This window comes from Lysobacter daejeonensis GH1-9 (genome assembly GCF_000768355.1).
Lineage (GTDB): Bacteria > Pseudomonadota > Gammaproteobacteria > Xanthomonadales > Xanthomonadaceae > Aerolutibacter > Aerolutibacter daejeonensis.
Genome location: NZ_AVPU01000002.1, coordinates 21,807 through 48,712 on the forward strand (window position 1 = coordinate 21,807; position 26,906 = coordinate 48,712).

20 protein-coding genes, 3 tRNA genes and 1 pseudogene are annotated in these 26,906 nt (G+C 65.9%); 16 read left to right on the forward strand and 8 right to left on the reverse strand.

The features are described from left to right. Nucleotides 1–64: 64 nt before the first annotated feature. Genes N800_RS16210 through N800_RS01275 form a run of 4 tightly spaced genes read left to right on the forward strand, consistent with a single transcriptional unit; the run spans nucleotide 65 to nucleotide 5,125 of the window. Nucleotides 65–613 (forward strand): pilus assembly FimT family protein, encoded by a 549-nt coding sequence (locus tag N800_RS16210; RefSeq protein ID WP_232227507.1) that lies wholly within the window; start codon nucleotides 65–67, stop codon nucleotides 611–613. Further along, the gene (locus N800_RS01265) at nucleotides 607–1,392 is read left to right on the forward strand and encodes a PilW family protein (RefSeq protein WP_036133961.1); all 786 of its coding nucleotides are present in this window, start codon (nucleotides 607–609) and stop codon (nucleotides 1,390–1,392) included. The genes N800_RS16210 and N800_RS01265 overlap by 7 nt, the downstream gene beginning before the upstream one ends. After that, nucleotides 1,389–2,900, forward strand: a complete 1,512-nt coding sequence (locus tag N800_RS01270; protein WP_036133964.1) for a PilX N-terminal domain-containing pilus assembly protein — start codon at nucleotides 1,389–1,391, stop codon at nucleotides 2,898–2,900. Before N800_RS01265 ends, N800_RS01270 begins: the two co-directional genes overlap by 4 nt. Further along, nucleotides 2,897–5,125 carry a type IV pilus modification PilV family protein gene (locus N800_RS01275; RefSeq protein WP_036133966.1) on the forward strand — a complete coding sequence of 743 codons (2,229 nt, stop codon included), beginning with the start codon at nucleotides 2,897–2,899 and terminating at the stop codon, nucleotides 5,123–5,125. Before N800_RS01270 ends, N800_RS01275 begins: the two co-directional genes overlap by 4 nt. A 112-nt stretch (nucleotides 5,126–5,237) precedes the next feature. Here the strand turns inward: N800_RS01275 and N800_RS01280 are convergent. Both N800_RS01280 and N800_RS01285 read right to left on the reverse strand, forming a co-directional pair. Beyond that, nucleotides 5,238–5,314, reverse strand: a tRNA-Asn gene (locus N800_RS01280). A 45-nt stretch (nucleotides 5,315–5,359) separates the two neighbouring features. Further along, nucleotides 5,360–5,908: a GspH/FimT family protein gene (locus tag N800_RS01285; protein WP_036133968.1), complete on the reverse strand. Its 549-nt coding sequence runs from the start codon at nucleotides 5,906–5,908 to the stop codon at nucleotides 5,360–5,362. Nucleotides 5,909–6,054: 146 nt separating this feature from the next. Here N800_RS01285 and uvrB point away from each other — a divergent pair, with 146 nt between their 5' ends. The 12 genes from uvrB (at nucleotide 6,055) to N800_RS01345 (ending at nucleotide 17,899) form a co-directional block, all read left to right on the forward strand. Further along, complete coding sequence (gene uvrB, locus N800_RS01290; RefSeq protein WP_052107795.1) at nucleotides 6,055–8,100, forward strand: excinuclease ABC subunit UvrB; 2,046 nt, start codon at nucleotides 6,055–6,057, stop codon at nucleotides 8,098–8,100. Between the two features lie 62 nt (nucleotides 8,101–8,162). Beyond that, nucleotides 8,163–8,237 (forward strand) — tRNA-Val (locus N800_RS01295). Nucleotides 8,238–8,631: 394 nt separating this feature from the next. Further along, entirely contained in the window at nucleotides 8,632–10,533 is a 1,902-nt protein-coding gene (thrS, locus tag N800_RS01300) for a threonine--tRNA ligase (protein WP_036133970.1), read from the forward strand. 47 nt (nucleotides 10,534–10,580) lie between these two features. Then, nucleotides 10,581–11,129: a translation initiation factor IF-3 gene (infC, locus tag N800_RS01305; protein WP_036133971.1), complete on the forward strand. Its 549-nt coding sequence runs from the start codon at nucleotides 10,581–10,583 to the stop codon at nucleotides 11,127–11,129. 324 nt (nucleotides 11,130–11,453) lie between these two features. Then, a complete protein-coding gene (rpmI, locus tag N800_RS01310; RefSeq protein ID WP_036133974.1) occupies nucleotides 11,454–11,651 on the forward strand; it encodes a 50S ribosomal protein L35 in 198 nt (65 codons plus the stop codon). A gap of 13 nt (nucleotides 11,652–11,664) precedes the next feature. Further along, nucleotides 11,665–12,024: a 50S ribosomal protein L20 gene (gene rplT, locus N800_RS01315; RefSeq protein ID WP_036133976.1), complete on the forward strand. Its 360-nt coding sequence runs from the start codon at nucleotides 11,665–11,667 to the stop codon at nucleotides 12,022–12,024. A gap of 230 nt (nucleotides 12,025–12,254) precedes the next feature. Continuing rightward, a complete protein-coding gene (gene pheS / locus N800_RS01320; protein ID WP_036133978.1) occupies nucleotides 12,255–13,250 on the forward strand; it encodes a phenylalanine--tRNA ligase subunit alpha in 996 nt (331 codons plus the stop codon). 148 nt (nucleotides 13,251–13,398) lie between these two features. Next, entirely contained in the window at nucleotides 13,399–15,840 is a 2,442-nt protein-coding gene (gene pheT / locus N800_RS01325) for a phenylalanine--tRNA ligase subunit beta (RefSeq protein WP_036133980.1), read from the forward strand. A gap of 67 nt (nucleotides 15,841–15,907) precedes the next feature. Continuing rightward, complete coding sequence (locus N800_RS01330) at nucleotides 15,908–16,210, forward strand: integration host factor subunit alpha (RefSeq protein ID WP_036133982.1); 303 nt, start codon at nucleotides 15,908–15,910, stop codon at nucleotides 16,208–16,210. Continuing rightward, nucleotides 16,203–16,559, forward strand: coding sequence for a MerR family transcriptional regulator (locus tag N800_RS01335; protein ID WP_036133984.1), 357 nt, complete (start codon nucleotides 16,203–16,205; stop codon nucleotides 16,557–16,559). Before N800_RS01330 ends, N800_RS01335 begins: the two co-directional genes overlap by 8 nt. 54 nt (nucleotides 16,560–16,613) lie before the next feature. After that, a tRNA-Pro gene (locus tag N800_RS01340) sits at nucleotides 16,614–16,690 on the forward strand. A 177-nt stretch (nucleotides 16,691–16,867) separates the two neighbouring features. Continuing rightward, on the forward strand, nucleotides 16,868–17,899 hold the full coding sequence (locus N800_RS01345) for a TraB/GumN family protein (protein WP_052107796.1): 1,032 nt from the start codon (nucleotides 16,868–16,870) through the stop codon (nucleotides 17,897–17,899). Between the two features lie 43 nt (nucleotides 17,900–17,942). Here N800_RS01345 and dxs read toward each other — a convergent pair whose 3' ends face one another. The 6 genes and pseudogenes from dxs to N800_RS01375 form a co-directional block, all read right to left on the reverse strand. Beyond that, nucleotides 17,943–19,859 carry a 1-deoxy-D-xylulose-5-phosphate synthase gene (gene dxs, locus N800_RS01350; RefSeq protein ID WP_036133986.1) on the reverse strand — a complete coding sequence of 639 codons (1,917 nt, stop codon included), beginning with the start codon at nucleotides 19,857–19,859 and terminating at the stop codon, nucleotides 17,943–17,945. Nucleotides 19,860–19,951: 92 nt separating this feature from the next. Further along, entirely contained in the window at nucleotides 19,952–21,142 is a 1,191-nt protein-coding gene (locus N800_RS16410; RefSeq protein ID WP_036133988.1) for a hypothetical protein, read from the reverse strand. Nucleotides 21,143–21,252: 110 nt separating this feature from the next. Next, nucleotides 21,253–21,831 (reverse strand): annotated as a pseudogene (locus tag N800_RS01360) (HNH endonuclease); the annotation flags it as partial. 228 nt (nucleotides 21,832–22,059) lie between these two features. Then, entirely contained in the window at nucleotides 22,060–23,850 is a 1,791-nt protein-coding gene (locus N800_RS01365; RefSeq protein ID WP_036133990.1) for an acyl-CoA dehydrogenase C-terminal domain-containing protein, read from the reverse strand. Between the two features lie 40 nt (nucleotides 23,851–23,890). Then, nucleotides 23,891–24,364 (reverse strand): LEA type 2 family protein, encoded by a 474-nt coding sequence (locus N800_RS01370; protein ID WP_036133992.1) that lies wholly within the window; start codon nucleotides 24,362–24,364, stop codon nucleotides 23,891–23,893. A 121-nt stretch (nucleotides 24,365–24,485) separates the two neighbouring features. Next, nucleotides 24,486–26,906, reverse strand: a complete 2,421-nt coding sequence (locus tag N800_RS01375; RefSeq protein ID WP_232227508.1) for a S8 family serine peptidase — start codon at nucleotides 26,904–26,906, stop codon at nucleotides 24,486–24,488.

The window sequence follows — 26,906 nt, forward strand, 5'->3', positions numbered from 1 at the left end:
GACGGGGGCGCTAGATTCTGCTGGCGGGGCTGTGCCTACCGATGCAGGTGCAATGGAGTGGCAGATGCGATTTCGTTCTAATGGTTTCACGTTGGTCGAGTTGATGGTGACGATCGCGGTACTGGCGATCCTCTTGGCCATTGCTGCGCCCTCTTTCAGCGACACCGCCGAGCGGCGCGCCTTGCAGGGCGCGGCCGACAGCGTGGTGGCCGTCATCGGAGCCGCGAAATCGGAGGCCGCCAAGCGCAACGCGCTCGTCAAGGTGGACTTCAAGGCAGTGGGGACGGGTTTCTGTGTCGGGGCGGGCGTCGTTGCGACACCATCGGCCGCAGGGTGCGACTGTTCGAGCACCACGTGCCCATTGGGTTCATTCCCGTCCAATGGAAATGAATTGAGAAACGTAAAGCTTACCGAGGCTGCCAAGTTCGGTTCGGCGACGTCGTTCGTGATCGATCCGCGCACTGGGATGCTGTCCGATGAAAGCACTGCGGGTAGCGTCAAGCTGGAGGTGCCTCGGGGGTATGGACTGGAAATCAAGGTGAATGCCATGGGGCGAGCCAGGCAGTGCGCCCCTAGCGGAAGGAAGGCGTTGCCTGGCATGGAGGCATGCTGACCATGCGCAACTTCAACCAGAAAGGGGTTCGTGGTTTTTCGCTGATCGAGATGATGGTGGCGATCGTGGCCGGCATGATCGTCATCGGTTCCGTGCTCGCCTTTACCGTTTCCATGCTTCGTTCCTACAACGAGAACATCCGCTCCACGCGCCTGACCCAGGACTTGCGGACGACGATCGGCCTTGCGGTTCGGGAGGCAAGGCGCGCGGGTTACGACCGTTCGTCGGTGCAGCGAGTGATGACGGACAACATTCCCGTGCCTAATCTTGGGGCTTTGGCCGTTTCTTCGACGGGCAACTGTTTCACCTATCAATACGACCGCGGAAACGCTGTCGCATCCCGCCAGAACCGTGCGATCCGCTGGAACTCAACGGCGGGGACGCTGCAGATGAAGACAGCGGATAGCGCGGTGACGTGTACCGACGCGAGTGGATGGGAGGACGTCTCCGACCCAGCGGTCGTCAACATTACTGGATTCAAGGTTGTGGAACGCAAGAGTCCCTTCTGCGTTGATATCAACAAGACCAAGGATCCGGTGACCGGGGCCGATGTGTACCTGCGCGCCGAGGGGCTTGTGCGGAACCTTTCGTTCTGCGTGCGCGGCGCCCTGCGTAGCGACGCGACGATCATTCGATCGATTGCCGATTCTGGGCGCACCCGTGCCGAGGTCGTGAATTTCCTCAAGAACCAGGCAGCTGCGTGCCCGACCACGCATGCTGCGCCTGACGCCATGAAAACATCCGCGGAACTGATTGCCGACTGTGGGGTGAGCCCATGAATTCGATCCAGCTGACCCCGCGTCGCCGCCAGCGTGGCGTATCCACGCTGCTGATCGCGATGCTTTTGCTGGCGATCCTGACGATCATCGCCATCTTCTCGGCCAATGTAGGCCTGTTCGAGCAGCGTACCTCGGGTAACGAGTACCGCTACAAGCTAGCGTTCCAGACCGCCGAGACCGGTATCAATCAATCGATCGAATACCTGCGTGGCAATTCCCGTCAAATGCTTTCCACTGCGACTGGAGGGTGGCTGCCGCCTGCCACTACTGCACGCTGGCAGAGTTGTGCGGATGCGCTTCCCGCGGGAATGGCATTGGACCCCTGCCTGGCTGAGTCGGACAGTATCCGTCGCGGCAACATGTTTCGCTATGTCGGTAGCACCAACGGCATACTTCCGGTTACGGGCATGATGAGCGGGGCGGCGGCGATCACGACGTCGGGTGGTGGTGCGAATTTCGCGACGAACTACCAGACCTACGCCACCCTCTGCCGTCTGGACATGACGATCCCTGAAAAGCCGGTATGTTCGTCGGCGCCCACCAACGAGGGCACTTTCTACGTGACCATCGTGTCGCGTGGGCGATTGACGGACGAAAGCGCCGAGGCCACCGTCAAGCAGTCTTTTGGTACGTTCCGCCTGCTGGGTGCAGTGCCTGCCGCGCCCTTGATCGCAGCCGGTACGGCGACCGGATTGGGCAACGCTCAGATCGTGCCTAACCCTGATGCAGCGGGTTTCAGCCTCCCGGTTTCGATCTGGTCATCCGGTAATGCCAAGATCGACCAGGCGAGCTTCGCCTCGTGCCAGCTGGGAGAGTGGCTGGCGAACTATGGCACACCAGCGCCCACGTCCGCCGATATCCTGGACGGGGTATGCAAGTCGTGCACCTGCAATGGCTTGTGCCCAGGCTATGGCCTGCTAAGCGGCAATGCAAAATCGTGTGCGGTCGCCAAGGACAAGATCGAGGGTGAGGACATCCTCGACAGGGATTCCAACTACAGCGACGCCAGCCCGAAGGTGCGCGACAGCACCAATTTTCCGACAGATCTGTTCGAGTATGTTTTTGACGTCCCGTCCAGCCAGGCCGATGACTACCTCGCCAAGTACGCCAAGCCCTTGGCGGATTGTGCTTCGTTGAATGCCGCGAGTGAGGGTCTGTACTGGTACAAGGGAACCGACTGCAAGCTCGGCACCGATATCGGCACGCTGCAGTATCCCGTCGTGTTGGTGAGCGATGGGGTTGTTACCGTCCCGGCCAACAGCACTTACTTCGGCATCCTTTTCGTGCGGAGCAAAGCGGGCACGGGCGAGCTGCTGAAAGCGAGTGGTGGTGGCCAGATCTATGGGTCGGTCATTCTGGAGGGCGAAGCAAGCATCGCCGGCAATCCCACCATCGTGTACAACAAGGCGGTGTTGCAGAACATCTCCAACTCTCCAGCCTTTATCCGCTACGGGCCAATCCCGGGCTCCTGGTCGGATCGCTACCAAGACGCGAGCGCAACGCCATGAAGAACATGCTCAGTGGACCGCGTGGCCGAAAGGGTTTCAGCCTGATCGAGGTCATGGTGGCGGTTGTCATCCTCTCGTTCGGGCTTCTTGCCCTAGCGGCGCTTCAGGCGAGCCTGTTCCGTGCCGGCGCGGAATCCAAGGCCCGCGAGAGTGCGACCGCCATTGCCCAGCAGGTGATCGAGGACGCGCGCACGTTTGCATTCGTCACGCCGCCAACCGGCTACACGGGCTATACCTACCAGGGGCTCGATACCGCGAATCTTGGGAAAACCACCATGGGTGGCGTGGAGTTCACGACCACCCGGACGGTATCGCGTTGGGTCAACGCGTCTGGTACGACCACGTTCCAGATAGACACCGCGAACACCGGTGCGGTTACTTCGGGTATTCCGGAGTTCAAGATGGTCACGGTCGCCGTGTCCTGGGCGGATGAGGCAGGCAATACCAAGTCGGTCGAGATCAAGGATGCCATCTCCGCGATTGCCCCCTCGGATGCGGCCCAGGTGGCAAAGAAGCCTGGTGATGGTCCTGAGGCACCGAAGGTGTATATCGAACCACCGAACAAGGACAATCCCCAGGTCGTCCCCATCGCCGTGGGTGGTGATCAATCGTCCGCGAGCTCCAATCCCAAGCCCCAGCAGTTCGTGCAGGACGTTTCGGCAGCTACCGTGTTCAGCGTCATGACGTTCACGGGCAGTTCTTCAGCGGAACAGGTGTTGCTCAACCGCAAGCTGGATGTTGCGGCGGTAAGTTGTATCTGTTCGGCCGGTGGTGTCAGCACGACCGCCAATCCCAAGTTTGAGCCAGCGGTGTGGAGTGGCCTGCAGCTGGCCTACCTGCAGCCGAAAACGTCGGCAGCGGGATCGAAGGTTGGCACGCCCGTGGTGTCGAACTCATCGCCGGAAATCAAGGAAATGTGCACGGTGTGCTGCCGTGATCATCACGATGGCGCGCTGAAAGAGGCTCCTACCAGGGCCAAGCCACGTACGGATCCATGGCGTCTCTACACGGCGGCTGAGGTCGACTCCAAAGAGGAGCATTACGGCTATCCTCCGAGCTCGGGTAATGGGTTCGAGCTTGAGGTGTTGCGGCCGTTGGGCGACGATACGGCGAACCGCTACATCGATTCGTGCCAGCTGATTCGCGTGGGTGGAAGAATGCGGTTGGCCGTTGACCCGCAGCAGAGCAATCTGCTGGTAACGCCCATAACTGGCACCACCTATGACGTTTCCAATTTTGTAGATAACTATTCGAAGTTCGTCACGAAATCGGTCGCCGCGGGTGTTACCCAGATCGCACCGACGACGTCCAACTATCCGTCTCCAGCCCAAGCGTTCCCTGTATTCACGGTCGGATCGGGCGATGGTCTGCGACTTGCGGCCCCCATCAGTTTGAACAATCCCGGCACCAGCCCGGACCGCCAAAGCTTGATCGCGTTCGGGCTGTACGTGGACTACCTGACCCCTGAGACATTGGCGGCGTACAAGTGCGCCTATGGCACCAGGCAGGATCCGGAGCCGGCGGGGTGCGAAGGTCAGACCCAGCGCAACCCACTTGAAACGATCCCCTTCTACGCGGTGAACGTCGCGAACCTGGGCGAATGGCGGTCGCGCGTTCCTGAGGCCATCCGGGCCCAGAACACGCTGTATACGACTGGCGGCCTGGTGGCTTCGGACGGTGGCCTTGTGCGCTCCAATGCCGCCGCTGCCGGCGGCACGGTGCCTGTCACGTTGCGCATGAGTGCCAGCGCCTCCGGTTTGGCCAGTACCTTCCCGGTCGATCCCGACGACGCGCGCGGCGCGAACTTCCGCGAAGACTCGCAGGATTTCTCGCGCAGCGGCGGCGACACGGGCGTTAAGGCGTACTCGGTGGTCATGAAGGTGGAGATTGCGGACAGCACCAATCTGTCCAAATACAACTTCGACCAGCCAAACTCGTCCAAGGTCACTTGTGAGGGTCGCTTCAGCGTGGTCTGCACGGTGAGCTACAACGGTTCAAAGCCGTTGTCCGCGCAGATCCAGATCGCCAGCTACAACTCCTTTGCGGCAGATGGCACCGTGATCAATCGACGGGTCTGCATCTCCGACAGCCAGCCGGGCGTCCAGGCAAGCGTAAGTAATGACGGTGGAATTGCTGAGGGCGTCACCCTGACCATCCCAAGCACCTTTGATACGCTGGGGTTGGCTGTGATCGACGGGAGCTCCTGTCCCACGGGTTACTATTGAGCGAAGGGTCTGAGCGAGGGGTGGCGGTGCCGCCCCTCGACGTTTCCAGGAGTCGAGATCATTCTGGAAGCACAAAAAAGCCTGCATCGCTGCAGGCTTTTTCTTTGAATCTTGGCGCCCGAAGTTGGACTCGAACCAACGACCCCCTGATTAACAGTCAAGTGCTCTAACCGGCTGAGCTATTCGGGCGGGGACGCATATCCTAGGAGGACCGGGGCGGCAGGTCAATAGGTTTCACGCGCCATAAGCACATTGTTGCGCGGCGGTTGCGGTCGGGCGTCCCCAGCGCATCCGGCCATCATTGGCCAGAACGAAGGTCACCGCCTTGTCGGCGCCGCGCTCGTCGCACAGGGTGAAGGTGACATTGGAGCCGGCATTGCCGCCGTTGGGTTGAAAAACCAGTCGTGTACGGCCCCCCGTGGTCCACAACTTAACACCCCCTTCAAGCGCAGGTTGGCGATGAACCACCGGCTCATTGGCGTCCCGTAGCCGGTTGCCGTTAAGGTCTGCAAAGAGGGCCCACCCGCCGCTCCAATTGGTGGTGTTGGAACATTCCCCTACCGTCTCGTTGGCAGGGTGGCACAGGACCACTTCGGCTCCGGCCAAGGATGAGTGGCGGACTGCGACCATGATCGTTTCCAGCATCTCCGTGCGGGCTCTGCCGGCATGGGCCGAGGCCCGCGCTGCCCGCCAGGAAGGAATCGCGACGCCCGCGACCACAACCAACACTGCCATCGAAGCCATTGCCTCCACCAGCGTGAAACCTCTCGCTTCCTTGCGCATTCCGATCTCCTTTCGACTGGCGACAGCTTCCTCGGTGGCGTGGTCGATGGGTATCGGGCGTGAACGCTCCCCAGGGTCAGAAAGTTCCGAACGCCGCCTCGGATTCCCCCGCGCTACACTCAGCGGTCGCCACATTGCAGCCCTGCATGAACGATCCCACTGCCCCCGAATCCGTCCCGGAAGGCCAGTTCCAGCTGATGGCGCCCTATGAGCCCGCTGGCGACCAGCCTCCGGCGATCGCCCGGCTGGTGGCCGGGTTCGAGTCCGGTTTGGCCCACCAGACCCTGCTGGGCGTTACGGGATCGGGCAAGACCTACACCATCGCCAACGTCATCCAGCAGGTGCAGAAGCCCACGCTGGTGATGGCGCCCAACAAGACGCTGGCGGCGCAGCTTTACGGCGAATTCAAGGCCTTCTTCCCGCACAACGCGGTGGAGTACTTCGTCAGCTACTACGACTACTACCAGCCCGAGGCCTATGTGCCGTCGTCGGACACCTTCATCGAGAAGGACAGTTCGGTGAACGAGCACATCGAGCAGATGCGGCTGTCGGCCACCAAGGCGTTGCTGGAGCGCCGCGACGCGATCATCGTGTGCACGGTGTCGGCCATCTATGGCCTGGGCGACCCCAACGAATACTTCCGCATGGTGCTGCACATGGTGCGCGGCGAGCGCATCGACCAGCGTGAACTGATCCGTCGGCTGACCGAGATGCAGTACACCCGCAATGACACTGAACTCCGCCGTGGCACTTACCGCGTGCGCGGCGAGGTGATCGACGTGCACCCGGCGGAAAGCGACAGCGAGGCCGTGCGCATCGAGCTGTTCGATGGCGAGATCGAATCGGTGACCGCCTTCGACCCGCTTACCGGTGAAACGCTGCGCAAACTGCCGCGCTACACGATCTACCCCAAGTCGCACTACGTGACCACGCGCCGCACCGTGCTGGACGCGATCGAGGCGATCAAGGAAGAGCTGCGCGTGCGCCTGGAGCAGTTGTATGCCGCCAACAAGCTGGTGGAAGCGCAGCGCCTGGCCCAGCGCACCCAGTTCGACTTGGAGATGCTGGCCGAAGTGGGCTACTGCAATGGCGTGGAAAACTACAGCCGCCACCTGACCGGGCACATGCCGGGCGAGCCTCCGCCGTGCCTGTTCGACTACCTGCCGCCCGACGCGTTGCTCGTGGTGGACGAGTCGCACGTGACCGTGCCGCAGATCGGGGCCATGTACAAAGGCGACCGCTCGCGCAAGGAGACGCTGGTGGAGTTCGGCTTCCGCCTGCCGTCGGCGCTGGATAACCGTCCGTTGAAGTTCGAGGAGTGGGAGGGGCGCTCGCCGCGGGCCATCTTCGTATCCGCCACGCCCAGCCGGTACGAACTGGAAAAATCGCAGGGTGAAGTGGTGGAACTGGTGGTGCGCCCGACGGGCCTCGTGGATCCCGAGGTCGAGATCCGGCCGGTCGCAACCCAGGTCGACGACGTGCTGGGCGAGATCAATCTCCGCGTGGCACAGGGCGACCGTGTGCTGATCACCACGTTGACCAAGCGCATGGCCGAGAACCTCACCGAGTACCTGGGCGAGCATGGCGTGAAGGTGCGCTACCTGCACTCGGACGTGGACACCGTGGAACGCGTGGAGATCATCCGCGACCTGCGCCTGGGCAAGTTCGACGTGCTGGTGGGCATCAACCTGCTGCGCGAAGGCCTCGACATGCCCGAGGTGTCGCTGGTCGCGATCCTCGACGCCGACAAGGAAGGCTTCCTGCGGTCCACCGGCTCGCTGATCCAGACCATCGGCCGCGCCGCCCGCAACGTGCGCGGCAAGGCGATCCTGTATGCCGACAGGATCACCCGTTCGATGCAGGCCGCCATCGACGAAACCGACCGGCGTCGTGCCAGGCAGGTAGAGCACAACCTGGAGCACGGCATCACCCCGAAATCCGTGCACCGACCGGTGGTGGACATCATGGAAGGCGCTCGCGCCGAGCCCGATGCCGCCAAGACCCGTGGCCGGGGCCGGAAGGTGGCGGAGGAGCCGGTGGATTACGCCACCTTGCCGCCGGCGCAGATCGCCGCCCGGATCAAGGAGCTGGAGCAGAAGATGTACCAGCACGCCCGGGACCTGGAGTTCGAGCAGGCGGCGGCGGTGCGCGATGAGCTGCGCAAGCTGAAGGATGCCGAGTTGGGGGCGTGAGGTCTTGCCGGGTCCGCCCGGACCGTTTACACTGCGCGACCTTCGCCGGGTTAAATGGCGACGGGCGGTTAGCTCAGCGGTAGAGCACTACCTTGACATGGTAGGGGTCACAGGTTCGAACCCTGTACCGCCCACCAATTTGGTGACAGAACGGCGTGATCCCTCGGGGTCGCGCCGTTCTGCTTATGGGGTCTGCGCCCCTGGCCGGCCTGCCGGGTCATGGCCGAAGGGCGGGTCCGGCAGGACGGTGGGCCCCGCACGTTGACTTGAAGTCAACGCTGCCCAACCATAGTCGCATCCCGGCCGTGCTGGCCGCAGCAGCTAACCAGGTGGCCCGCGCCAACGCGCCGGCCGAGCGTGTGACATGAGCACTACCACCGCCCATCGCTGACCTCCGCGAGGCCCCGCATTTCAGCCGGCGCCCTCGTGGCGCTTTTTTGTTGCGCCACGATTGCCTTCGCGTGATGCCGCTTGCCGCGCTGCCCCGCGCCCCCAAAGGGGGCCACATCGACGCTACTGAGTCCCGTTCCCATGATTGCCATTACCCTTCCCGACGGCAGCCGCCGTGAATTCGACAACCCCGTGACGGTGGGCGACGTCGCCGCCTCCATCGGCGCCGGACTGGCCAAGGCCGCGCTGGCCGGCAAGGTCGACGGCAGGCTGGTCGACACCAGCTTCCGCATCGACCGCGACGCCGAGCTGGCCATCATCACCGACAAGTCGCCCGAGGCGCTGGACGTGCTGCGCCACTCCACCGCCCACCTGCTGGCACAGGCCGTGCAGCGACTGTTTCCGGGGGCGCAGGTCACCATCGGCCCGGTGATCGACAACGGCTTCTACTACGACTTCGCCTACGAGCGCCCGTTCACGCCCGAGGACCTGCCGGCCATCGAGGCCGAGATGCAGAAGATCGTGAAGGAAGCGCTGCCGGTCAGCCGCAGCGTCAAGTCGCGCGATGACGCGGTCGCTTTCTTCAAGGGCATGGGCGAGGCGTACAAGGCCGAGATCATCGAATCGATCCCGGCCAACGAAGACCTGTCGCTGTACAGCCAGGGCGAGTTCACGGACCTCTGCCGCGGCCCGCACGTGCCGGGCACCGACAAGCTGCGCGCGTTCAAGCTGATGAAGGTGGCCGGCGCCTACTGGCGCGGCGACAGCAACAACCAGATGCTCAGCCGCATCTACGGGACCGCGTGGCTCAATGACAAGGACCTCAAGGCCTACCTGCACCAGTTGGAGGAGGCCGAGAAGCGCGACCACCGCAAGATCGGCAAGGCGCAGGACCTGTTCCACCTGCAGGAAGAAGGCCCCGGCCTGATCTTCTGGCACCCCAAGGGCTGGTCGATCTGGCAGGTGGTCGAGCAGTACATGCGCAAGGTCTACCGCGACAGCGGCTATCAGGAAGTGCGCTGCCCGCAGATCCTGGACGTGTCGCTGTGGCAGCGCTCGGGCCACTGGGACAACTACAAGGAGAACATGTTCTTCACCGAGTCCGAGAAGCGGACGTATGCGGTGAAGCCCATGAATTGCCCGGGCCACGTGCAGGTGTTCAATTCGGGTCTGCACAGCTACCGCGACCTGCCGATCCGCTACGGCGAGTTCGGCGCCTGCCACCGCAACGAGCCCTCCGGCGCGCTGCACGGGATCCTGCGCGTGCGCGGCTTCACCCAGGACGACGGCCACATCTTCTGCACCGAGGACCAGATCGAGGCTGAAGTGCGCGACTTCCACCAGCAGGCGCTGGGCGTGTACGAGGCGTTCGGCTTCAGCGACATCCAGATCAAGATCGCCCTGCGCCCGGACTCACGCTTGGGTGACGACGCCACTTGGGGCAAGGCCGAGGACGCGCTGCGTTCGGCCCTGCGTGCCGCGGGCGTGGAGTGGGAAGAGCTGCCGGGCGAAGGTGCCTTCTACGGCCCCAAGATCGAGTACCACCTGAAGGATGCCATCGGCCGTACCTGGCAGCTGGGCACAATGCAGGTCGACTTCATGATGCCGGGCCGCCTCGGCGCCGAGTACGTGGACGAGCACAGCCAGCGCCGCCACCCGGTGATGCTGCACCGGGCCATCGTCGGCTCGATGGAGCGCTTCATCGGTATCCTGATCGAGCACCATGCCGGCCAGTTCCCGGCCTGGCTGGCTCCGGTCCAGGCCGTGGTCATGAACATCACCGACGCCCAGGCCGAGTACGTGGCCGATGTCCGGAAATCCCTTGCAAATCAAGGCTTCCGGGTCGAGGCCGATTTGCGGAACGAAAAGATCGGCTATAAGATTCGCGAGCACACCCTGCAGCGCGTGCCGTATCTGCTGGTCGTTGGCGACCGCGAGCGGGACAATGGCGAGGTGTCCGTGCGCACGCGGGGAGGGGAGGATCTGGGGACGATGTCCGTCGCCGATTTCGCCTCGCGTTTGCAGGGTGAAGGCGCCCGTTAAGCGCCGCGTGTAAGCTATAGGCCCGTCCCGCCGGAGCGCGGGACGGCATGATCCATTCCGGAGATTGCAACATCAGTACCCCCGAAAAGCCCAACCGCAAGAACCAGGAGATCCGCGTACCGCGCGTGCGCGTGATCGGTAGCGATGGCGAAATGATCGGCGTGCTTTCGCGCGACGAGGCGTTGCGCATGGCCGAGGACGAGGGTTTGGACCTCGTCGAGATCCAGCCCAACGCGGATCCGCCGGTCTGCAAGATCATGGACTTCGGCAAGTTCAAGTTCGAGATGCAGAAGAAGGCGAACGAGGCCAAGAAGAAGACCAAGCAGGTCGAGATCAAGGAACTCAAGTTCCGACCCGTGACCGACGAAGGCGACTACCAGATCAAGCTGCGCAACATGCGCCGCTTCCTGGAAGAGGGCGACAAGGTCAAGGTCAACATCCGCTTCCGTGGCCGCGAGATGAGCCACCAGGAACTGGGTCGCGAGATGGCGTCGCGCATCGAGGCGGATCTGGGCGAGGACATCGTGGTCGAGTCGCGGCCGCGGTTGGAAGGTCGCCAGATGGTCATGATGATTGCGCCCAAGAAGAAGCAGTAAGGGGTGAGGGGGCGGCTGCCGGGTAGTCCGGTCATTCGCTCCCCGATACTCGCTCGGTGACCGAACTACCCGGCAGCCGCCTCCAGACTCTGAGGCGGCTGCTTTATTTCGGTGACGCCTTTGATTTCAAAGGGAAAGATTGCAATCCCAAGCCGCCCCCGCCATAATGTGCGGCCCGCTAACCCGGGATTGTTGTACGCAGTAGCACGGACCTGTCGGGATCTTTCTTTTAAGATCAACGACTTATAGCCGGCAAGGGCAGGACGGAAAGCGTGGCGACAGCCACCGCCCAGGCCAGTGACCAACATCCGAAAGGACATCGCAATGCCCAAGATCAAGAGCAGCCGTGCGGCAGGCAAGCGCTTCCGCAAGACGGCATCCGGCAAGTTCAAGTGCGGCCACGCCAACCGCAGCCACATCCTCACCAAGAAGGCGACCAAGCGTAAGCGCAACCTGCGCCAGACGAACCACGTCCGTGCGGAAGACGCCGGTCGTATCACTCGCATGCTGCCGTACGCCTGAGGAGAACTGAGAAATGGCACGAGTCAAGCGTGGCGTGCAAGCGCGCCGTCGTCACAAGAAGATCCTGAAGGCCGCGAAGGGCTACTACAACGCCCGTCGCAAGGTTTTCCGCGTCGCCAAGCAGGCGGTCACCAAGGCGTTGCAGTACGCCTACATCGGCCGCAAGCAGAAGAAGCGCAATTTCCGTTCGCTGTGGATCACCCGTATCAATGCGGCTGCCCGCATCAACGGCCTGAGCTACAGCCGCTTCATGAACGGCCTGATGAAGGCCGGCATCACCCTGGACCGCAAGGTGCTGGCGGACATCGCCGTGCACGACGCCGACGGCTTTGCCGCGCTGGCGGAGAAGGCGAAGGGCGCGCTCGCGGCGTAATTTGTCGCAGGCCGCGGACGGTGGTGCACCCAGGTGCCGGTCCGGCCGCAGGTCGAAGACAATGAGGTACACGCATGGGGAAGGGCGCAAGTCCTTCCCCATTGCTTTTTGGGGCGCCGTAGTTTGGCGCTGCCGACCGCGTTGCTGTCCCGTGGTCGGGCCCGCGCACTGACGCGGGGCGGGTGAACGCCCGCAAGGGGCAGCAGGATTTTCTTGAGGTTCGATGGGACATGAGTGGAATCGAATCATTGACGCAGCAGGCACTGGCCGACATCGCCGCCGCGTCCTCGCCCGAGGCGATCGAGGCGTTGCGCGTGGCGTTGCTGGGCAAGTCCGGCAGTGTGACCGCGCAGCTCAAGGCGCTGGGCGCGTTGCCGGCCGACCAGCGCAAGGCCGCTGGTGAGGCGATCAACAAGGCCCGCGACCTGCTGGGCGAAGCGCTGGCGCAGCGGAAGATCGCTCTGGACGACGTCGCGCTCGATGCGCGGCTGGCCAGCGAGACCATCGACGTCACGCTGCCGGGCCTCGATGGCGCTCGCGGTGGCCTGCATCCGGTGAGTCGCACGCTGGAACGCATCGTCGACATCTTCGGCCGCCTCGGCTTCGAGCTGTCCACCGGTCCCGAAATCGAGGACGACTGGCACAACTTCGAAGCGCTGAACTTCCCGCCGCACCATCCGGCGCGCGCGATGCACGACACCTTCTACTTCGGTGACGGGCGCCTTCTGCGTACGCACACCTCGGGCGTGCAGGTGCGCTACATGAAGGAACACCAGCCGCCGCTGCGCATGATCGCCGCCGGCAAGGTGTACCGCAGCGACAGCGACCAGACGCACACGCCAATGTTCCACCAGGTCGAAGGCCTGCTGGTGGACGAGCATGCGAGCTTCGCCGACCTCAAGGGCACGCTGGCCGAGTTCGTGCGCGCGTTCTTCGAACGCGATTTCGAAATGCGTTTCCGCCCGAGCTATTTCCCGTTCACCGAGCCTTCGGCGGAAGTGGACATCGCATGGCAGCAGGCCGATGGCAGCACGCGCTGGCTGGAGGTGTTGGGCTGCGGCATGGTCCATCCCAATGTGCTGCGCAATGTGGGCATCGACCCGGAGAAGTACACCGGTTATGCCTTCGGCCTGGGCGTGGAGCGCTTCACGATGCTGCGCTACGGCGTGGATGATCTGCGCAGCTTCTTCGAGAGCGACGTGCGCTTCCTGAAGCAGTTCGCGTGAGGACGACAGGCCGCGTGGCGCGTCAATGCTTGATGCGGCCGGCGGGGCTGGGAAGCACGGCCCCGAACCAGATTGAACGGTTGGCGGCTTCGGCTGCCGGACGGGCGCGGTAACCGCCGCGCCTTCGACGGAACCAGATGGATTCACGATGAAATTCTCCGAAAACTGGCTGCGCCACCATGTACCGACCACCGCGACGCGCGATGAACTCGCCGCGACGCTGACTGCAATCGGGCTGGAGGTGGAAGACGTCACGCCGCTGGGCGAATCGCTGGACGGCGTGGTCGTCGCGCAGATCGTCAGCGCCGAGAAGCATCCCGAAGCCGACCGGTTGCAGGTGTGCCAAGTCGACACCGGCAATGGCACGGTGCAGATCGTGTGCGGCGCGCCGAATGCGCGTGCGGGCCTGAGGGCGCCGCTGGCGCAGGTCGGCGCGGTGCTGCCGGGCGGGATCAACATCAAGGCGGCCAAGCTGCGTGGCGTGGAATCGGCCGGCATGCTGTGCTCGGCCAAGGAACTGGGCATCGACGCCGATGCGTCTGGCCTGCTGGAACTGCCGGCCGATGCGCCGGTGGGCACGCCGCTGGCCGATTACCTCGGCCTGCCGGACGCCAGCATCGAGATCAAGCTCACGCCCAATCGCGCCGATTGCTTCGGTGTGCGCGGCATCGCCTATGACGTGGCGGCCGCATGCGGTGGCGAAGTCGCGCATTTCGACGCGACACCGATGCCGGCGCTCAACAATGAAGCACTGGCCATCGAACTCAACGCAGGTGCGGACGCACCTCGCTATCTGGGCCGGGTGATCGAGGGCGTCAACGCCGCGGCCAGCACGCCGGTGTGGATGGCCGAGCGCCTGCGCCGCAGCGGCATCCGCCCTGTCTCGTTCCTGGTGGACGTGACCCAGTACGTGATGATCGAGCTGGGCCAGCCGATGCATGCGTTCGATCGCGACCTGCTACAGGGCCCGGTGGGCGTGCGGCGTTCGCGCGCTGGCGAGGCGCTGAAGCTGCTCGACGGCCGTGACGTGACCCTGGACGACCAGTTCGTGGTCATCACCGACGCCGACCGCGCGGTGGCGCTCGCGGGCGTGATGGGCGGCTTCGATACGCGCGTCACCGATACGACGAAGGACGTGTTCCTCGAATCGGCGCACTTCGCGCCTGCGGCGATCATCGGCCGTGGCCGCAAGCTGGGCTTGCATACCGATGCCGGCCACCGCTTCGAACGCGGCGTGGACCCGGAGCTGCCGCGCATCGCGATGGAATATGCGACGCGCCTGATCGTGGAAGTCGCCGGCGGTGCGCCGGGCCCGGTGGTCGAGGCGACGCTGTCCGAGCACCTGCCGCAGCCGCAGCCGATCGCGTTGCGTCGCGCGCGTCTGGCTCGCGTGCTGGGTCTGAAGGTGGCCGACGCCGAGGTGGAGCGCATCCTGCGCGCACTGGGATTGGCGGTGGAGCCGCTGGCCGCGGCGGAAGGCTGGCGCGTAACCGCACCGACCCGCCGCTTCGACATCGCCATCGAAGAAGACCTGATCGAAGAGATCGCCCGCATCCACGGATACGACCGCATCCCGACCACGCTGCCGGCCGGTGCTGCGCGGCTGGTGGCGCCCACCGAGACCCGCGTGGATGAGCCGACGGTGCGCCGCCAGGTCGCCGCGCGCGAATACCTGGAAGCCATCAACTACGCGTTCGTGGATGAGGCGCTGCTGACCCGCTGGGGACTGGCCGAAGGCGTCGTGCCGCTGGCCAACCCGCTCAGCGCCGAGCTCGGCGTGATGCGCCCCTCGCTGCTGCCGGGCCTGGTCGCGGCGCTGGGTCGCAACGTGGCGCGCCAGCAGGGACGCGTGCGCCTGTTCGAGCTCGGCAACGTATTCACCGCTGACGGGGCGACGCCTTGGGTCGGTGGCCCGACCGCGCACGGCCACAGCGCCGGCGAGGGCGCGCCGCTGCATACCCAGCGCGTCGCTGCCGTGGCCTGCGGTGCGGCCGGCACCGAGCAGTGGGCTGCCAAGGCCCAGCCGGTCGGCTTCCATGACGTGAAGGGCGACCTGGAAAGCCTCGCCGCGGTGGCGGGCGCGCGCCTGGAATACCGCGCGTCCCGGCCGGGCTGGGCGCACCCGGGCCGCTCGGCCGACGTGTTCCGCGTCGGCGACGACGGAGCCGCGTCCAAGCTGGGCTGGATCGGCCAGCTGCACCCGCGCCTGCAGCGGGCCTTGGACCTGGACGTTGACGTGGTTGCTTTCGAGCTGGACCTGGAGCCGCTGCTGGACCGCGCCCTGCCGCGCGCGGGCGGCCAGTCGCGCTTCCCGTCCGTCCGCCGCGACCTCGCGTTCGTCGTGCCGGAAGCGGTGGAGTGGGGTGCGATTGCCGCTACCGTGAAGGCCGCCGCAGGCCCGTCGTTGCGCGATCTGGTGCTGTTTGACCGCTACCAGGGCAAGGGTGTCGAAACCGGCTTCAAGAGTCTGGCTATGGGCTTGATTCTGCAGGAAGAATCACGCACCCTCACGGATCAGGACGTGGACGCGGTGGTGTCGTCGGTGACCCAGGCCATCGATGCTGCCCACGGCGCCAGGATCCGCGGCTGACCGCCGCACGCAGTTGCAACACCGGTGGCCGGGCCCATGGTCGGGCCACCGTACACAGGGGAACGATGTGGCTTTGACCAAGGCTGAAATGGCCGAACGCCTGTTCGACGAAGTCGGACTGAACAAGCGCGAGGCGAAGGAGTTCGTCGATGCCTTCTTCGACGCGCTCCGCGAAGCGCTGGAGCAGGGTCGGCAGGTGAAACTGTCGGGCTTCGGCAACTTCGACCTGCGCCGCAAGAACCAGCGGCCGGGCCGGAACCCGAAGACCGGCGAGGAGATTCCAATTTCGGCGCGTACGGTGGTGACGTTCCGTCCGGGGCAGAAGCTCAAGGAACGCGTCGAGGCCTACGCTGGAGGTGTGAATGCTTGATCCCGGCAGCAACCGCGAACTCCCGCCCATCCCGGCCAAGCGCTACTTCACCATCGGTGAGGTCAGCGAGCTGTGCGACGTCAAGCCGCACGTGCTGCGCTACTGGGAGACGGAGTTCCCGTCGCTGAATCCGGTCAAGCGCCGCGGCAACCGCCGTTACTACCAGCGCCACGAGGTGCTGATGGTGCGCCAGATCCGTGGGCTGCTGTACGAGCAGGGCTACACCATCGGCGGCGCGCGGCTGCGCCTGGAGGGTGAGTCGGCGAAGGACGAGTCCGCGCTGAGCTCGCAGATCATCAAGCAGGTGCGGATGGAACTGGAAGAGGTCCTGCAATTGCTCAAGCGCTGAGCAAAAGCGGTTATACTTTCCGGCCGCCGCAAGGCGGCACATTGCAGGTTCAGTCGGGGCGTAGCGCAGCCTGGTAGCGCATCTGCCTGGGGGGCAGAGGGTCGTCGGTTCGAATCCGGCCGTCCCGACCAACTTGCACGTCACAGGCAGCGGCCTTCGGAGCGATCCGGGCCGCTGTTTTCGTTTGTGCGTTTCGGTCTACGCTGGAGAGGCTTGCCGGGATTGGGAGCCAGCAGCAGTGACCCGGTTGAACTTTCACACTGGTGACCGTGTCAGACCGGGCTTCATGGACAGGAAACGGAGTTTGCATGCGGAGCATCGGATGTGCGGCGCTGTTGTGCGTGATCGTGGTGTCGGGAAGTGCGATGGCGGAGGTGGCGAAGCCATCGGCCCCGGTGAACGCGACGGAGGCGCCATTGCCGATCGTGGACGCGGCCCCGGTGCCGGTGAATGGCCTCAAGGCCGGACCGGGTCTGTGGCAGGTGCGCAAGGGCGACAACACGCTGTGGATCTTTGGCACCGTGTCGCCGATCCCCAAGGGGCTGGAGTGGTATTCGCCGCAGGCCGAGCGCGCGCTGGCGCGCAGCACGCAGATCATCGGCACGCCCAGCGTGGGCGTGTCGGTGGGCGTGGGCGGGATGTTCCGCGCGGCGTTCGCCATGCCGACGTTGCTCAAGGCGCGCAAGAACCCCGACGGCAAGACGTTGCGCGAGGTGCTGCCAGCGCCGCTGTATGCGCGCTGGTCGCAGTTGCGCCAGCAGTATCTGCCGAAGGACGATGACATCGAAGAGTTCCGCCCATCGTTTGCCGCGAGCAAGCTGTACATGGCGGCGCTGGAGCGTGCGGGCCTGGTCAGCGCAGGGGCGGTGTACGAACGCATCGACAAGGTGGTCAAGAAGCACGACGTGGAGCGCGTCAGCACGTCTGTGAAGACCGAGGTGCGTGACGTGAAGGGTGTAGCCAAGACGGTCATCCGTTCCAGGGTGGACGAGACCGGCTGCTTCCGCGAGGTGCTGGATGCGCTGGAAACCGACGTGGCGCAGGCGACGCTGCGCGCCAACGCCTGGGCCGAGGGCGACGTGGCCACGCTGACGGCGCTGAGCGAACGCAGGTCGCGCCAGGAGTGCGATGAGACGTTCTTCGCCAGCGAGCTCGCCGCGGAGCTCGGGCTTGCCGATGGCCGGGCACGCACGGAGGCGCAGTGGCTGAAAGCCGTGGACACGGCGCTGGCGCGCAACCGCGACACCTTCGCGGTGTTGCCGGTGGGCTCGATGCTGGGTGAGACCGGTTGGCTGGCTCGCCTGCGTGCGCGGGGCTACGAGGTGGTCGCGCCGGAATGAACGTGAGGGTCCGCCACTGGCCTCGGGCGAGTGGCGGACGCGGTCAGCCGGCCGCGCTGAGGCTGGACGCCGTCAGATGCGGCCAGCGCGCCAGGATGGACCCGCGAATGCCAGCCGCATCGAGGCCGGCCTCGGCCAGCAGCTGCTCGCGGCTGGCGTGGTGCTGGAACGCATCCGGCAGGCCCAGGTGCAGGATCGGCAGGGTGACGCCTTCGGCAGCCAGCAGCTCGGCCACGCCGCTGCCCGCACCGCCGGCCACCACGTTGTCTTCGAGGGTGACGAAGCCGTCGTGCGTCTTCGCCAGCGACAGGATCATGTCGCGGTCCAGCGGCTTGACGAAGCGCATGTTGACCACGGTCAGGCCGAGTTCCGCGCCCACCTGTTCGGCCGCCGGGACGATGGCGCCGAAGGCGAGCAGGGCGATGCCGTGGCCATTGCGGCGCAACTGCGCCTTGCCGATGGGCAGCGGCTGCAGTTCCGCTTCCATTGCCACGCCGGGGCCGGTGCCGCGCGGGTAGCGCACCGCCGCCGGGCCCGGGTGCAGGTGGCCGGTGGTCAGCATCTGCCGGCACTCGTTCTCGTCGGACGGCGCCATCACCAGCATGTTCGGAACGCAGCGCAGGTAGCTCAGGTCGAGGTTGCCGGCATGCGTGGCGCCGTCCGGGCCGACCACGCCGCCACGGTCGATCGCGAACAGCACGTCAAGCTCCTGGATCGCCACGTCGTGCACCAGCTGGTCGTAGCCGCGCTGCAGGAAGGTGGAATAGATCGCGACGACGGGCTTGGCGCCCTCGCAGGCCATGCCCGCAGCCAGCGTCACCGCATGCTGCTCGGCGATGGCCACGTCGAAGTAGCGCTGCGGGTACTCCTTGCTGAAACGCACCAGGCCCGAGCCTTCGCGCATCGCCGGGGTGATGCCCATCAGCTTGGGGTCGGCGGCGGCCATGTCGCACAACCAGTCACCGAACACATCGGTGTAGGTGGGCTTCTTCGCGCCGCCCTTGCTGACCATGCCCTGCGCCGGGTCGAACGGGCTGACCGCGTGGTAGCCGATCTGGTCGCCCTCGGCGAGTTCGTAGCCCTTGCCCTTGGTGGTGATGATGTGCAGAAGCTGTGGGCCCTTGAGGCCTTTCAGGGTCTTCAGCGCGCCCAGCAGTGCGGGCAGGTCGTGGCCGTCGATGGGGCCGGTGTAGTGGAAGCCCAGTTCCTCGAAGAAGGTGGACGGCAGGACCATGCCCTTCCACTGCTCTTCCCAGCGCTTGACGAAGCGCGCCGGCGCACCGTGCTTGTCGCCCAGCAGCTTCTTGCCGCCCTCGCGGATGGCGTTGAGCGTACGGCTGCCGGAGAGTCGGCCGAGCATGCGCGTGACGCCGCCGACGTTCTCCGAGATCGACATCTGGTTGTCGTTGAGGATCACCAGCAGGTTCGGCTCGATGCCGCCAGGCTGGTCACCCATGCCGCCACCGTGCGCCAGCGCCTCGAAGGCCATGCCGCCGGTGATCGCGCCATCGCCGATCACCGCAACGACCTTGCGCTCGTCACCCATGCGCTGCAGGGCGATCGCCATGCCCAGCGCGGCGGAGATCGAGGTGGACGAGTGGCCCACGCCGAAGGTGTCGTACTCGGACTCCTCGCGCTTGGGGAACGGCGCCACGCCGTCCTTTTGCTTGACCGTGTGGATGGTGTCGCGGCGGCCCGTCAGGATCTTGTGTGGATAGCACTGGTGGCCGACGTCCCAGACCAGGCGGTCGACCGGTGTCTCGTACAGCCAGTGGAGCGCGACGGTGAGCTCGATCACGCCCAGGCCGGCGCCGAAATGGCCGCCGACCTTGGCCACCTGCTCGATCAGGTAGGCGCGCAGTTCATCGGCGATCGCCGGCAGTTCCGATTCGGGGAACTGGCGCAGTTCGGCAGGCAGGGCGATGCGCGACAGGCGCGGGTAGCGTTGCGGATCGATCATCACGTCGCAGTATGACGGTAAGCCTGCCATTGTCCCGCGACGCCGGAAGGGGGGCAAGGCATACCGCCCCGTATGCCGGGGCGATGGGGGACTCAGCGACCGCGCAGGCGACCGAACAGGCCGCCGGCCTTGTTGGCGTCCGGTTCGGGTTCCAGCTCGCGATAGGGCTCGGCGAAGCCTGTGGCCAGGCTGGCGTTGACGAAATCGTTGACTTCCTGGCGGGTGACACCGCTGGCGTCGGTGATTTCGGACAGCGTGGCGGGGCCCTTCATCATCACCGTGGCGATGCGGAAGTGCTTGGGATATTCACGCTCGGTCTGCGGCCATTTCAACAGGCGGTAGCGGTCGCTGGGGTCGTAGCCCGAGGCCAGGGTGCCGTTGCCGCCCAGCAGGCCGCCGAACCACACCAGGCGCGACAGGGGCTGCGCGCCACCCTGTGCGGCGGTGTCATGGTCCCAAGCGGCGTCATTGACCACTTCGAAGCTGTCGCGGCCCATGCGCTGGCCGAAGAGTTCGGCCAGTGGCTTGAGCGAGGCGGGGCCAAAATAGGTTTGCAGATCGTTGTCGATCAACACCGACAGGTGGCCGGCGCGGACGCGGCAGCGACCCTTGAGCTGCCCCGAGGCCAGCCAGCCAGCCAGTGTGGTTGGCGCGGTGGTGGTGGGGGCTGCCGTTGTCGGCTCCGCAACCGCCTCGGGCGCGCTGGCCCGCGCGGGCTTGGCAGCGGTGGCCCAAGCCTCGGGCAGGGCGGTGCCTGCAGAAGCGGGGGCGGGTGCGGCGGCCGTGGCGGGCGCTGCGGTCCCGGCAGCCACGGCTACCGCGGCTACCGCGGCAGCCGTTTCCATGGCTGCCCCTCCCGTAGGGATGGTCGCAGCCAGGTCGGCGAAGAATTCGGGGAAAGCGTCGGTCAGTTCCTCAGGCGCGGCAGGTTCGGCCGGAAGTTGCGCAGTAGGCATCGCCGGGATGATGGGCTGGCCTGCGGCGGCCGCCGCCTCGCACAGCAGCGCGCGCACGCTGGCGGCGGTGAACGGGCGCTCCAGCCGGAAATCGGCCTGGGTGCGTGCGGCCGTGGTCAGACCGATCACCGTCTTGTCGGCGGCATGCAGGCGCAGCCAGCTCATCGGCCCGTACAGGGTGTCCATGTCGACGACGACATAGGCCGCGTCCGGCTCGGGCACCAGCTTCCACGCGCCGCCGATATCGGCATTGGCCTCGGTGAAGGCGCCCTTGAGGGCGGTTTCGGTGGCCGGGTCCATGCCGGTCATGCCGAGGGTCAGCGACATCGTTACACCCGTTACGGATTGATTCAGGCGAGTGTTGCGGAGGCAGTCGCAATCGTCAACGCGCGCATTGCGTCGTAAATGTGCGCGGGTGGGCACTTTGCCCGGCTGCCTCACCCTTGGGAGCGGGCGTTGCGCGGCAGCTGGTTCTTCAGGAAGGCCATCTGGTCGGCCAGGATGTTGCGGTTGGACAGGATCAGGTGCTCGATCCAACTGGGCCGGTAGGGCACGGCCAGCAGCGGCATGTTGGCCTGCTGCGGGGTGCGGTTGCTCTTGCGCGAATTGCACTGGAAGCAGGCGGCCACGACGTTCTCCCAGATGTCACGGCCGCCCTTGGACACCGGCATCACGTGGTCGCGGGTCAGGTGCGCGCGGCCGAAACCGCGACCGCAGTACAGGCACAGGTAGCCGTCGCGGGCGAACAGGGCAGGATTGGTCAGTGCGGGACTGGGCGAGAGTGCGCGCGCATGGGCATGCCCTCGCGCGGCCACGATGGGGTGCAGGGCGATGACGCTGCGCTCGCCGCTCAGGCGACAGATGCCGCCATGCACTTCCATGCACGGGTCACCCAGCGTCCACGCGACGGCGTCGCGGGCATACAGGCATGCCGCGTCCTGCCAGTTGATCCAGTCGAGCGCGCGGCCATGCGCGTCCAGGGCCAGCAGGCGGACGGCGTTGAGTTGCTCGAGGGAGTTGCGCGGGACGATGCGCGGAGTGAAGCGGGGACCGTCCGGATCACGCCAGCCATGGTTGGCCAAGGTGCCGGATTGGACAAGGCGCAGGATCGCTCTGTCAGTCTCCATTGGAGACCAAGGATATACGCCTTTGGTGACGGATTTGCTACCCCGGCGTCACGGCGTACGGCACCAGTCCAGTGGCGGCGCGGACGGTAGCCCCGATCCGCGCCGCTTTCCGTGTGTTCAGGCGTCGAACGCGTCGGCGTCCAGCGTGGTCAGCGTGCCGGCGCCGCTTTCGATGGCGGCGGCGTGGGCCAGCGTCCGCGGCAGGATCCGCGCGAAGTAGAAGCGGGCGGTCTCGCGCTTGCCGGCCTTGAACGCCTCCGACTGCGACGAACCCTCGCTGGCGGCTACGCTGCGCGCCCACCAGTAGGCCAGCGCCACGTAGCCGGAATACATCAGGTAGTCGTAGGCGGCGGCGCCGATCTCGTCCGGGTTGGCCGCGGCGCGCTGGCCCACCTGCTGGGTGAGTTGCTGCCATTGCGCCGCCTTCTCGCGCAGCGGGCCGAGGTACTCCGCGACGGCGGCATTGCCCGCGTTCTCAGTGCAGAACTGCTCCACCAGGGCAAGGAATGCGCGCAGCCCTGCGCCCTTGAGCTGCATGATCTTGCGGCCCAGCAGGTCGAGTGCCTGGATCCCGGTGGTGCCTTCGTACAGCGTGGTGATGCGCGCATCGCGGGCCAACTGCTCCATGCCGTGTTCGGCGATGTAGCCGTGGCCGCCAAAGCACTGCACCGCGTGGTAGGTGCATTCCACGCCCCATTCGGTAAGGCAGGCCTTGACGATGGGGGTCAGGAAGCCGGCCAGTGCATCGGCCTGTGCACGCTCGGCGTCGTCGGTGGAGGCATGGGCGATGTCGAGCTGCAGGCCGGCGTGGTACGACATCACGCGGCCGCCTTCGATCAGCGCCTTGCAGGTCAGCAGCATGCGGCGCACGTCGGGGTGGACGATGATCGGATCGGCCGGCTTGTCCGGGAATCGCGGACCCGACAGGGCGCGCATCTGCAGGCGCTCACGCGCGTAGCGCAATGCGTTCTGCTGCGCGCGCTCGGACAGGCCCAGGCCCTGCAGGCCCACGCCCAGGCGCGCGGAGTTCATCATGGCGAACATGGCCACCAGGCCCTTGTTCGGCTCGCCGACCATGTAGCCTTCGGCGCCATCGAAGTTCATCACGCACGTGGCCGAGCCGTGGATGCCCATCTTGTGCTCCAGGCTGCCGCAGCGCACCGCGTTGCGTGCGCCCTGCGTGCCGTCCTGCGCGACCTTGAACTTCGGCACCACGAACAGCGAGATGCCCTTCACGCCAGCTGGGGCGTCCGGCAGGCGCGCCAGCACCAGGTGCACGATGTTGTCGGTCAGCGCGTGCTCGCCGGCGGTGATGAAGATCTTGGTGCCGGTGATGGCGTATACGCCTTCGCCCGCCGGCTCGGCCTTGGTCTTGAGCAGGCCGAGGTCGCTGCCGCAGTGCGGCTCGGTCAGGCACATGGTGCCGGTCCAGCGACCATCGACCAGCGGCTTGAGGAAAACCTCGCGCTGCCAGTCTTCGCCGAAATGCAGCAGTGCCTCGGTGGCGCCGTGCGAGAGCAGCGGGAAGTTGCCCCACGCCAGGTTGGCGGAGTTGATCATCTCCTTGAGCGGGAAGCCGAGCGTCTGCGGCATGGCCTGGCCGCCGAACTCGACGGGCGAGGTGAGGCCGGTCCAGCCGCCCTCGACGAACTGGTCGAAGGCCGGCTTGAAGCCCGTGGGCACGGTGACTTCGGCGGTGGCCTGGTCGAGCTTGCAGCCCTCGCGGTCGCCAACGGCGTTGAGCGGGGCGAGCACGGTTTCGGTGAAGCGGGCGGCCTCGTCGAGGATGGCGTCGATGACGTCGCGGGATGCCTCGTCGAACCCGAGGCGCGCGAACTGCGCATCGGCGCCGATCACGTCGAACAGGGCGAAGCGGATGTCGTTGAGGGGGGCTTTGTAGCTGCTCATGTCGGGCCCGAGGGTCTAAGTGGTTTGAGTCGGCGAGGGATCAGCGCAGCACACCGGGCAGGCCCGGGGCGGGGCTGAGCGCGCTGTTGCGGTCGATCTTGAAGCTGCGCTGCCGGGTGTTGTCCGGGGTGGCAGCGACAGTGCCCTTGAGCGTGTAGTCCACGCCGCGCCCGGCGGCGAGCGCATCGGCCACGGCGAGCTTGGCGGCGGCATTGGGGGCAAGGGTGACGGTGACCACGTCGGCCGATTCCTTGCCGATCGACAGCGCCGGCTGCGCGCTCAGGCGCCCGGCGTCCTGGCCGGCGACAGTCAGGGCCAGGTCGATGCGGTCAAAGCGCATGGCAATACTGCTGAAGTTCTCGATGCGCAGGTCGGTGGACCAGCTGCCATCGGCGCGGACCGTGAGCTGCTGGATGCGCGCGGACGGCTCGGAGACGCGGCGGACGGGGCCGCTTGCACAGCCGGCCAGGAGTGCCACGCACAATGCCATGCCAACCAACCGCGTCAACTTCATTCCACTGCTCCAAGCTTGGGGGCTTCGAGCATACTACGGCGAATGGAAAAATCAGGCCCACCGGCAGGGCCGGTGGGCCTGGTGCGGCGTCCTGCCGCGGGGACGCGAGGGGCCGCGTGGCTTATTGCCGGTACACGTCGTAGCTGCGCGCCGTTGCCGCCGCGAAGTCGGCGCGGGTGACCCACTTTCCTCCATCGAAGTAAGCGGTGAGGCGGGGCTGCAGGTCGTACGGGCCCTGCACCAGGGTGAAGCGCGCAGGAATCAGCCCCAGATCCAGCGCCATCTGCACGTAACCGCGCAACGCCGTGGGGACCGAACTGGAGTCGGCGATGGCGATGCGTTCGCTGCCATTGAGCACCGTGAGCTGGTCGACCGGTTGCTCGGCCTGCGCCTGCAAGCCCATCGCCTGCACCAGTGAATAGGCGAGGCTCACACGGGTGACCTTGTCGTCGGGGCGGAAGCTGCCGTTGACCGAGCCCATCACGCCGGCCTGGGAATAGGCCAGGTCACGCTGCGGTGCACCGGCGGCGGTGGCCGCCTCGACAAAGGGCCAGGCGGGGTGCGACGGACCCACGTCGCCGAAGCTGGCAGCATTGCCGAGCGGCAGCGATTGTCGAACGCCGGAACCTGTCACCAGGTAATCCGCCATCTCGGCGCGGCTCAGGGCGGCATCGGGATGGAAGGCACCGTCGGCCTTGCCATCCAGCAGGCGGTTGGAGATGCCGTACTCAATGAAGCCGCGCGCTGGGTGCGTTGCGACGTCGGCCAACCCGCTGAACCCATCAGTGCGCAGCTGGCGCACGGTGACATCAACCGTGCCCGGTATTCCATAGCCGTTGGTGACGCGCAGCGGATCCAGCGCGACGCCCGACACCGAGCCGACGCCGCGGACCGTCACCGTCCACGTGCCGGGCACCCCGGGCGCGGACACAGCGATGTTCTGGCCCAGCACCGGCAGCGCGATGGAGGACCCGTAACGCTTGCCGTTCGGATCGGTGAGGGAAATGGCAACGGTGTTGTCACCGACGTTGGCGCTGGCGCTGACCACCGCGATGTTGCCGTCGACCGTGAACTGGCGGACGTCCGGCGGCAGGACCGGGTCGAACTGGATGGGATAGCTGGTGCTGCCAGCCACCGAGACCTGGGCCTGCGCGTTGAACGTGCGCGCGGCATTGACGGTTGCGCCGAAGCTGCCCGCCTGCATGGCCGCCTGCACCGCGGCATAGGCGTTGACGTATCCCGCGCCGGCTTCCCAGCTGGCGCGGCCAGGCATGTTGTTGGCCGTTTCCTGTAGAATCCGCTTCACCTCGCGCCAGCCCAGGCTGGGATTGGCTTCCAGCATGAGTGCGACGATGCCCGACACGTGTGGTGCCGCCATCGACGTTCCCGACATGTGGGTGTAGTACACCGCCTGCCCGGGCCCGAGGATCTCGATATCGCTCTGGGCGGACGTCTTGTCCAGCGCACCGAGCGAGGCCCGTGCGGAGGCGATGTCCACTCCGGGCGCTGTCACGGTGGGGCGGTCCTCCCATGTGAACGTCTTGCCACCCACCACGACCTCGCCACCCTTGCTGCGCCGCCCACGCGAGGAGAAGTCGGCCAGGAGGCCTCGCTTGTCGCCGGCCGCGACGGTGACCACCCAAGGCGCCTTCTTGAAGTTGCCGGTGATGGTGCCTTCGCCCGAACCGGAGTTGCCGGCGGAGAAGACCACCACCACGCCGCGGTCGGCAAGACGCTTGGTGGCGATGTTGGTCGGGTCGTCCGGATCGAAGTCGGTGCCCGTGTCGCCGGTGTTGCCGAACGAGTTGGACACCACGCGGATGTTGTACTGCGCCTGGTGCGTCAGTGCGTAGTCGAAGCCGCCGATGGTATCGAGGATGAAAAGGCCCGCACCCGACCCGTAGCCGATGATGCCGGCGCCCGGTGCCACACCCTCCTGGGCACCCGCCGATGCGGCGCCATTGCCACCGATGGTGCCTGCCACGTGGGTGCCATGGCCGCCGCCGATGTCGGTGTTGGGTACGCCCTCGGTGTAAGTGATGGGCAGGACGCTGTCGACGGAGTAAAGGTTGGTCTGCGCCGCGACGTTCTGTCGGGTGTGCTCAGGGAACTTGAGGTCGGGATGGGTGCCATCGACGCCTGAGTCATTGACCAGCACGCTCAGGCCTCGACCGGTTACCGGCATGCCGGACACGCGCAGGCCCTCGTCGGTTCGCAAGCGGTCCACGCCGGTCAGTTGGGTGGCCTCCCGGTTCTCCAGGTCCAGTGGCGCGTTGAGCCAAACCGAGCGCACGTCGTCCATGGCCAGGAGCGCCTTCACTTGGCTGGGCGTGGCCACGGTCCCGACGATGGGGAGCGACCGCATGCTCAGGCCCTTGAGGCCCATGGCTTCCAGGCGGGATTTCTGCGCGCTGCTGATGGGTGCCTCGCCGTGGAAGGCAACGATCACTTCGACGGTTTCGCCCGGCGGCACGCCGGGGAGCATGGATTCAAGCAGCGGGTCGAGACGGCGGGCCTCGGCCAGCATCGGAGTGGCAAGCAT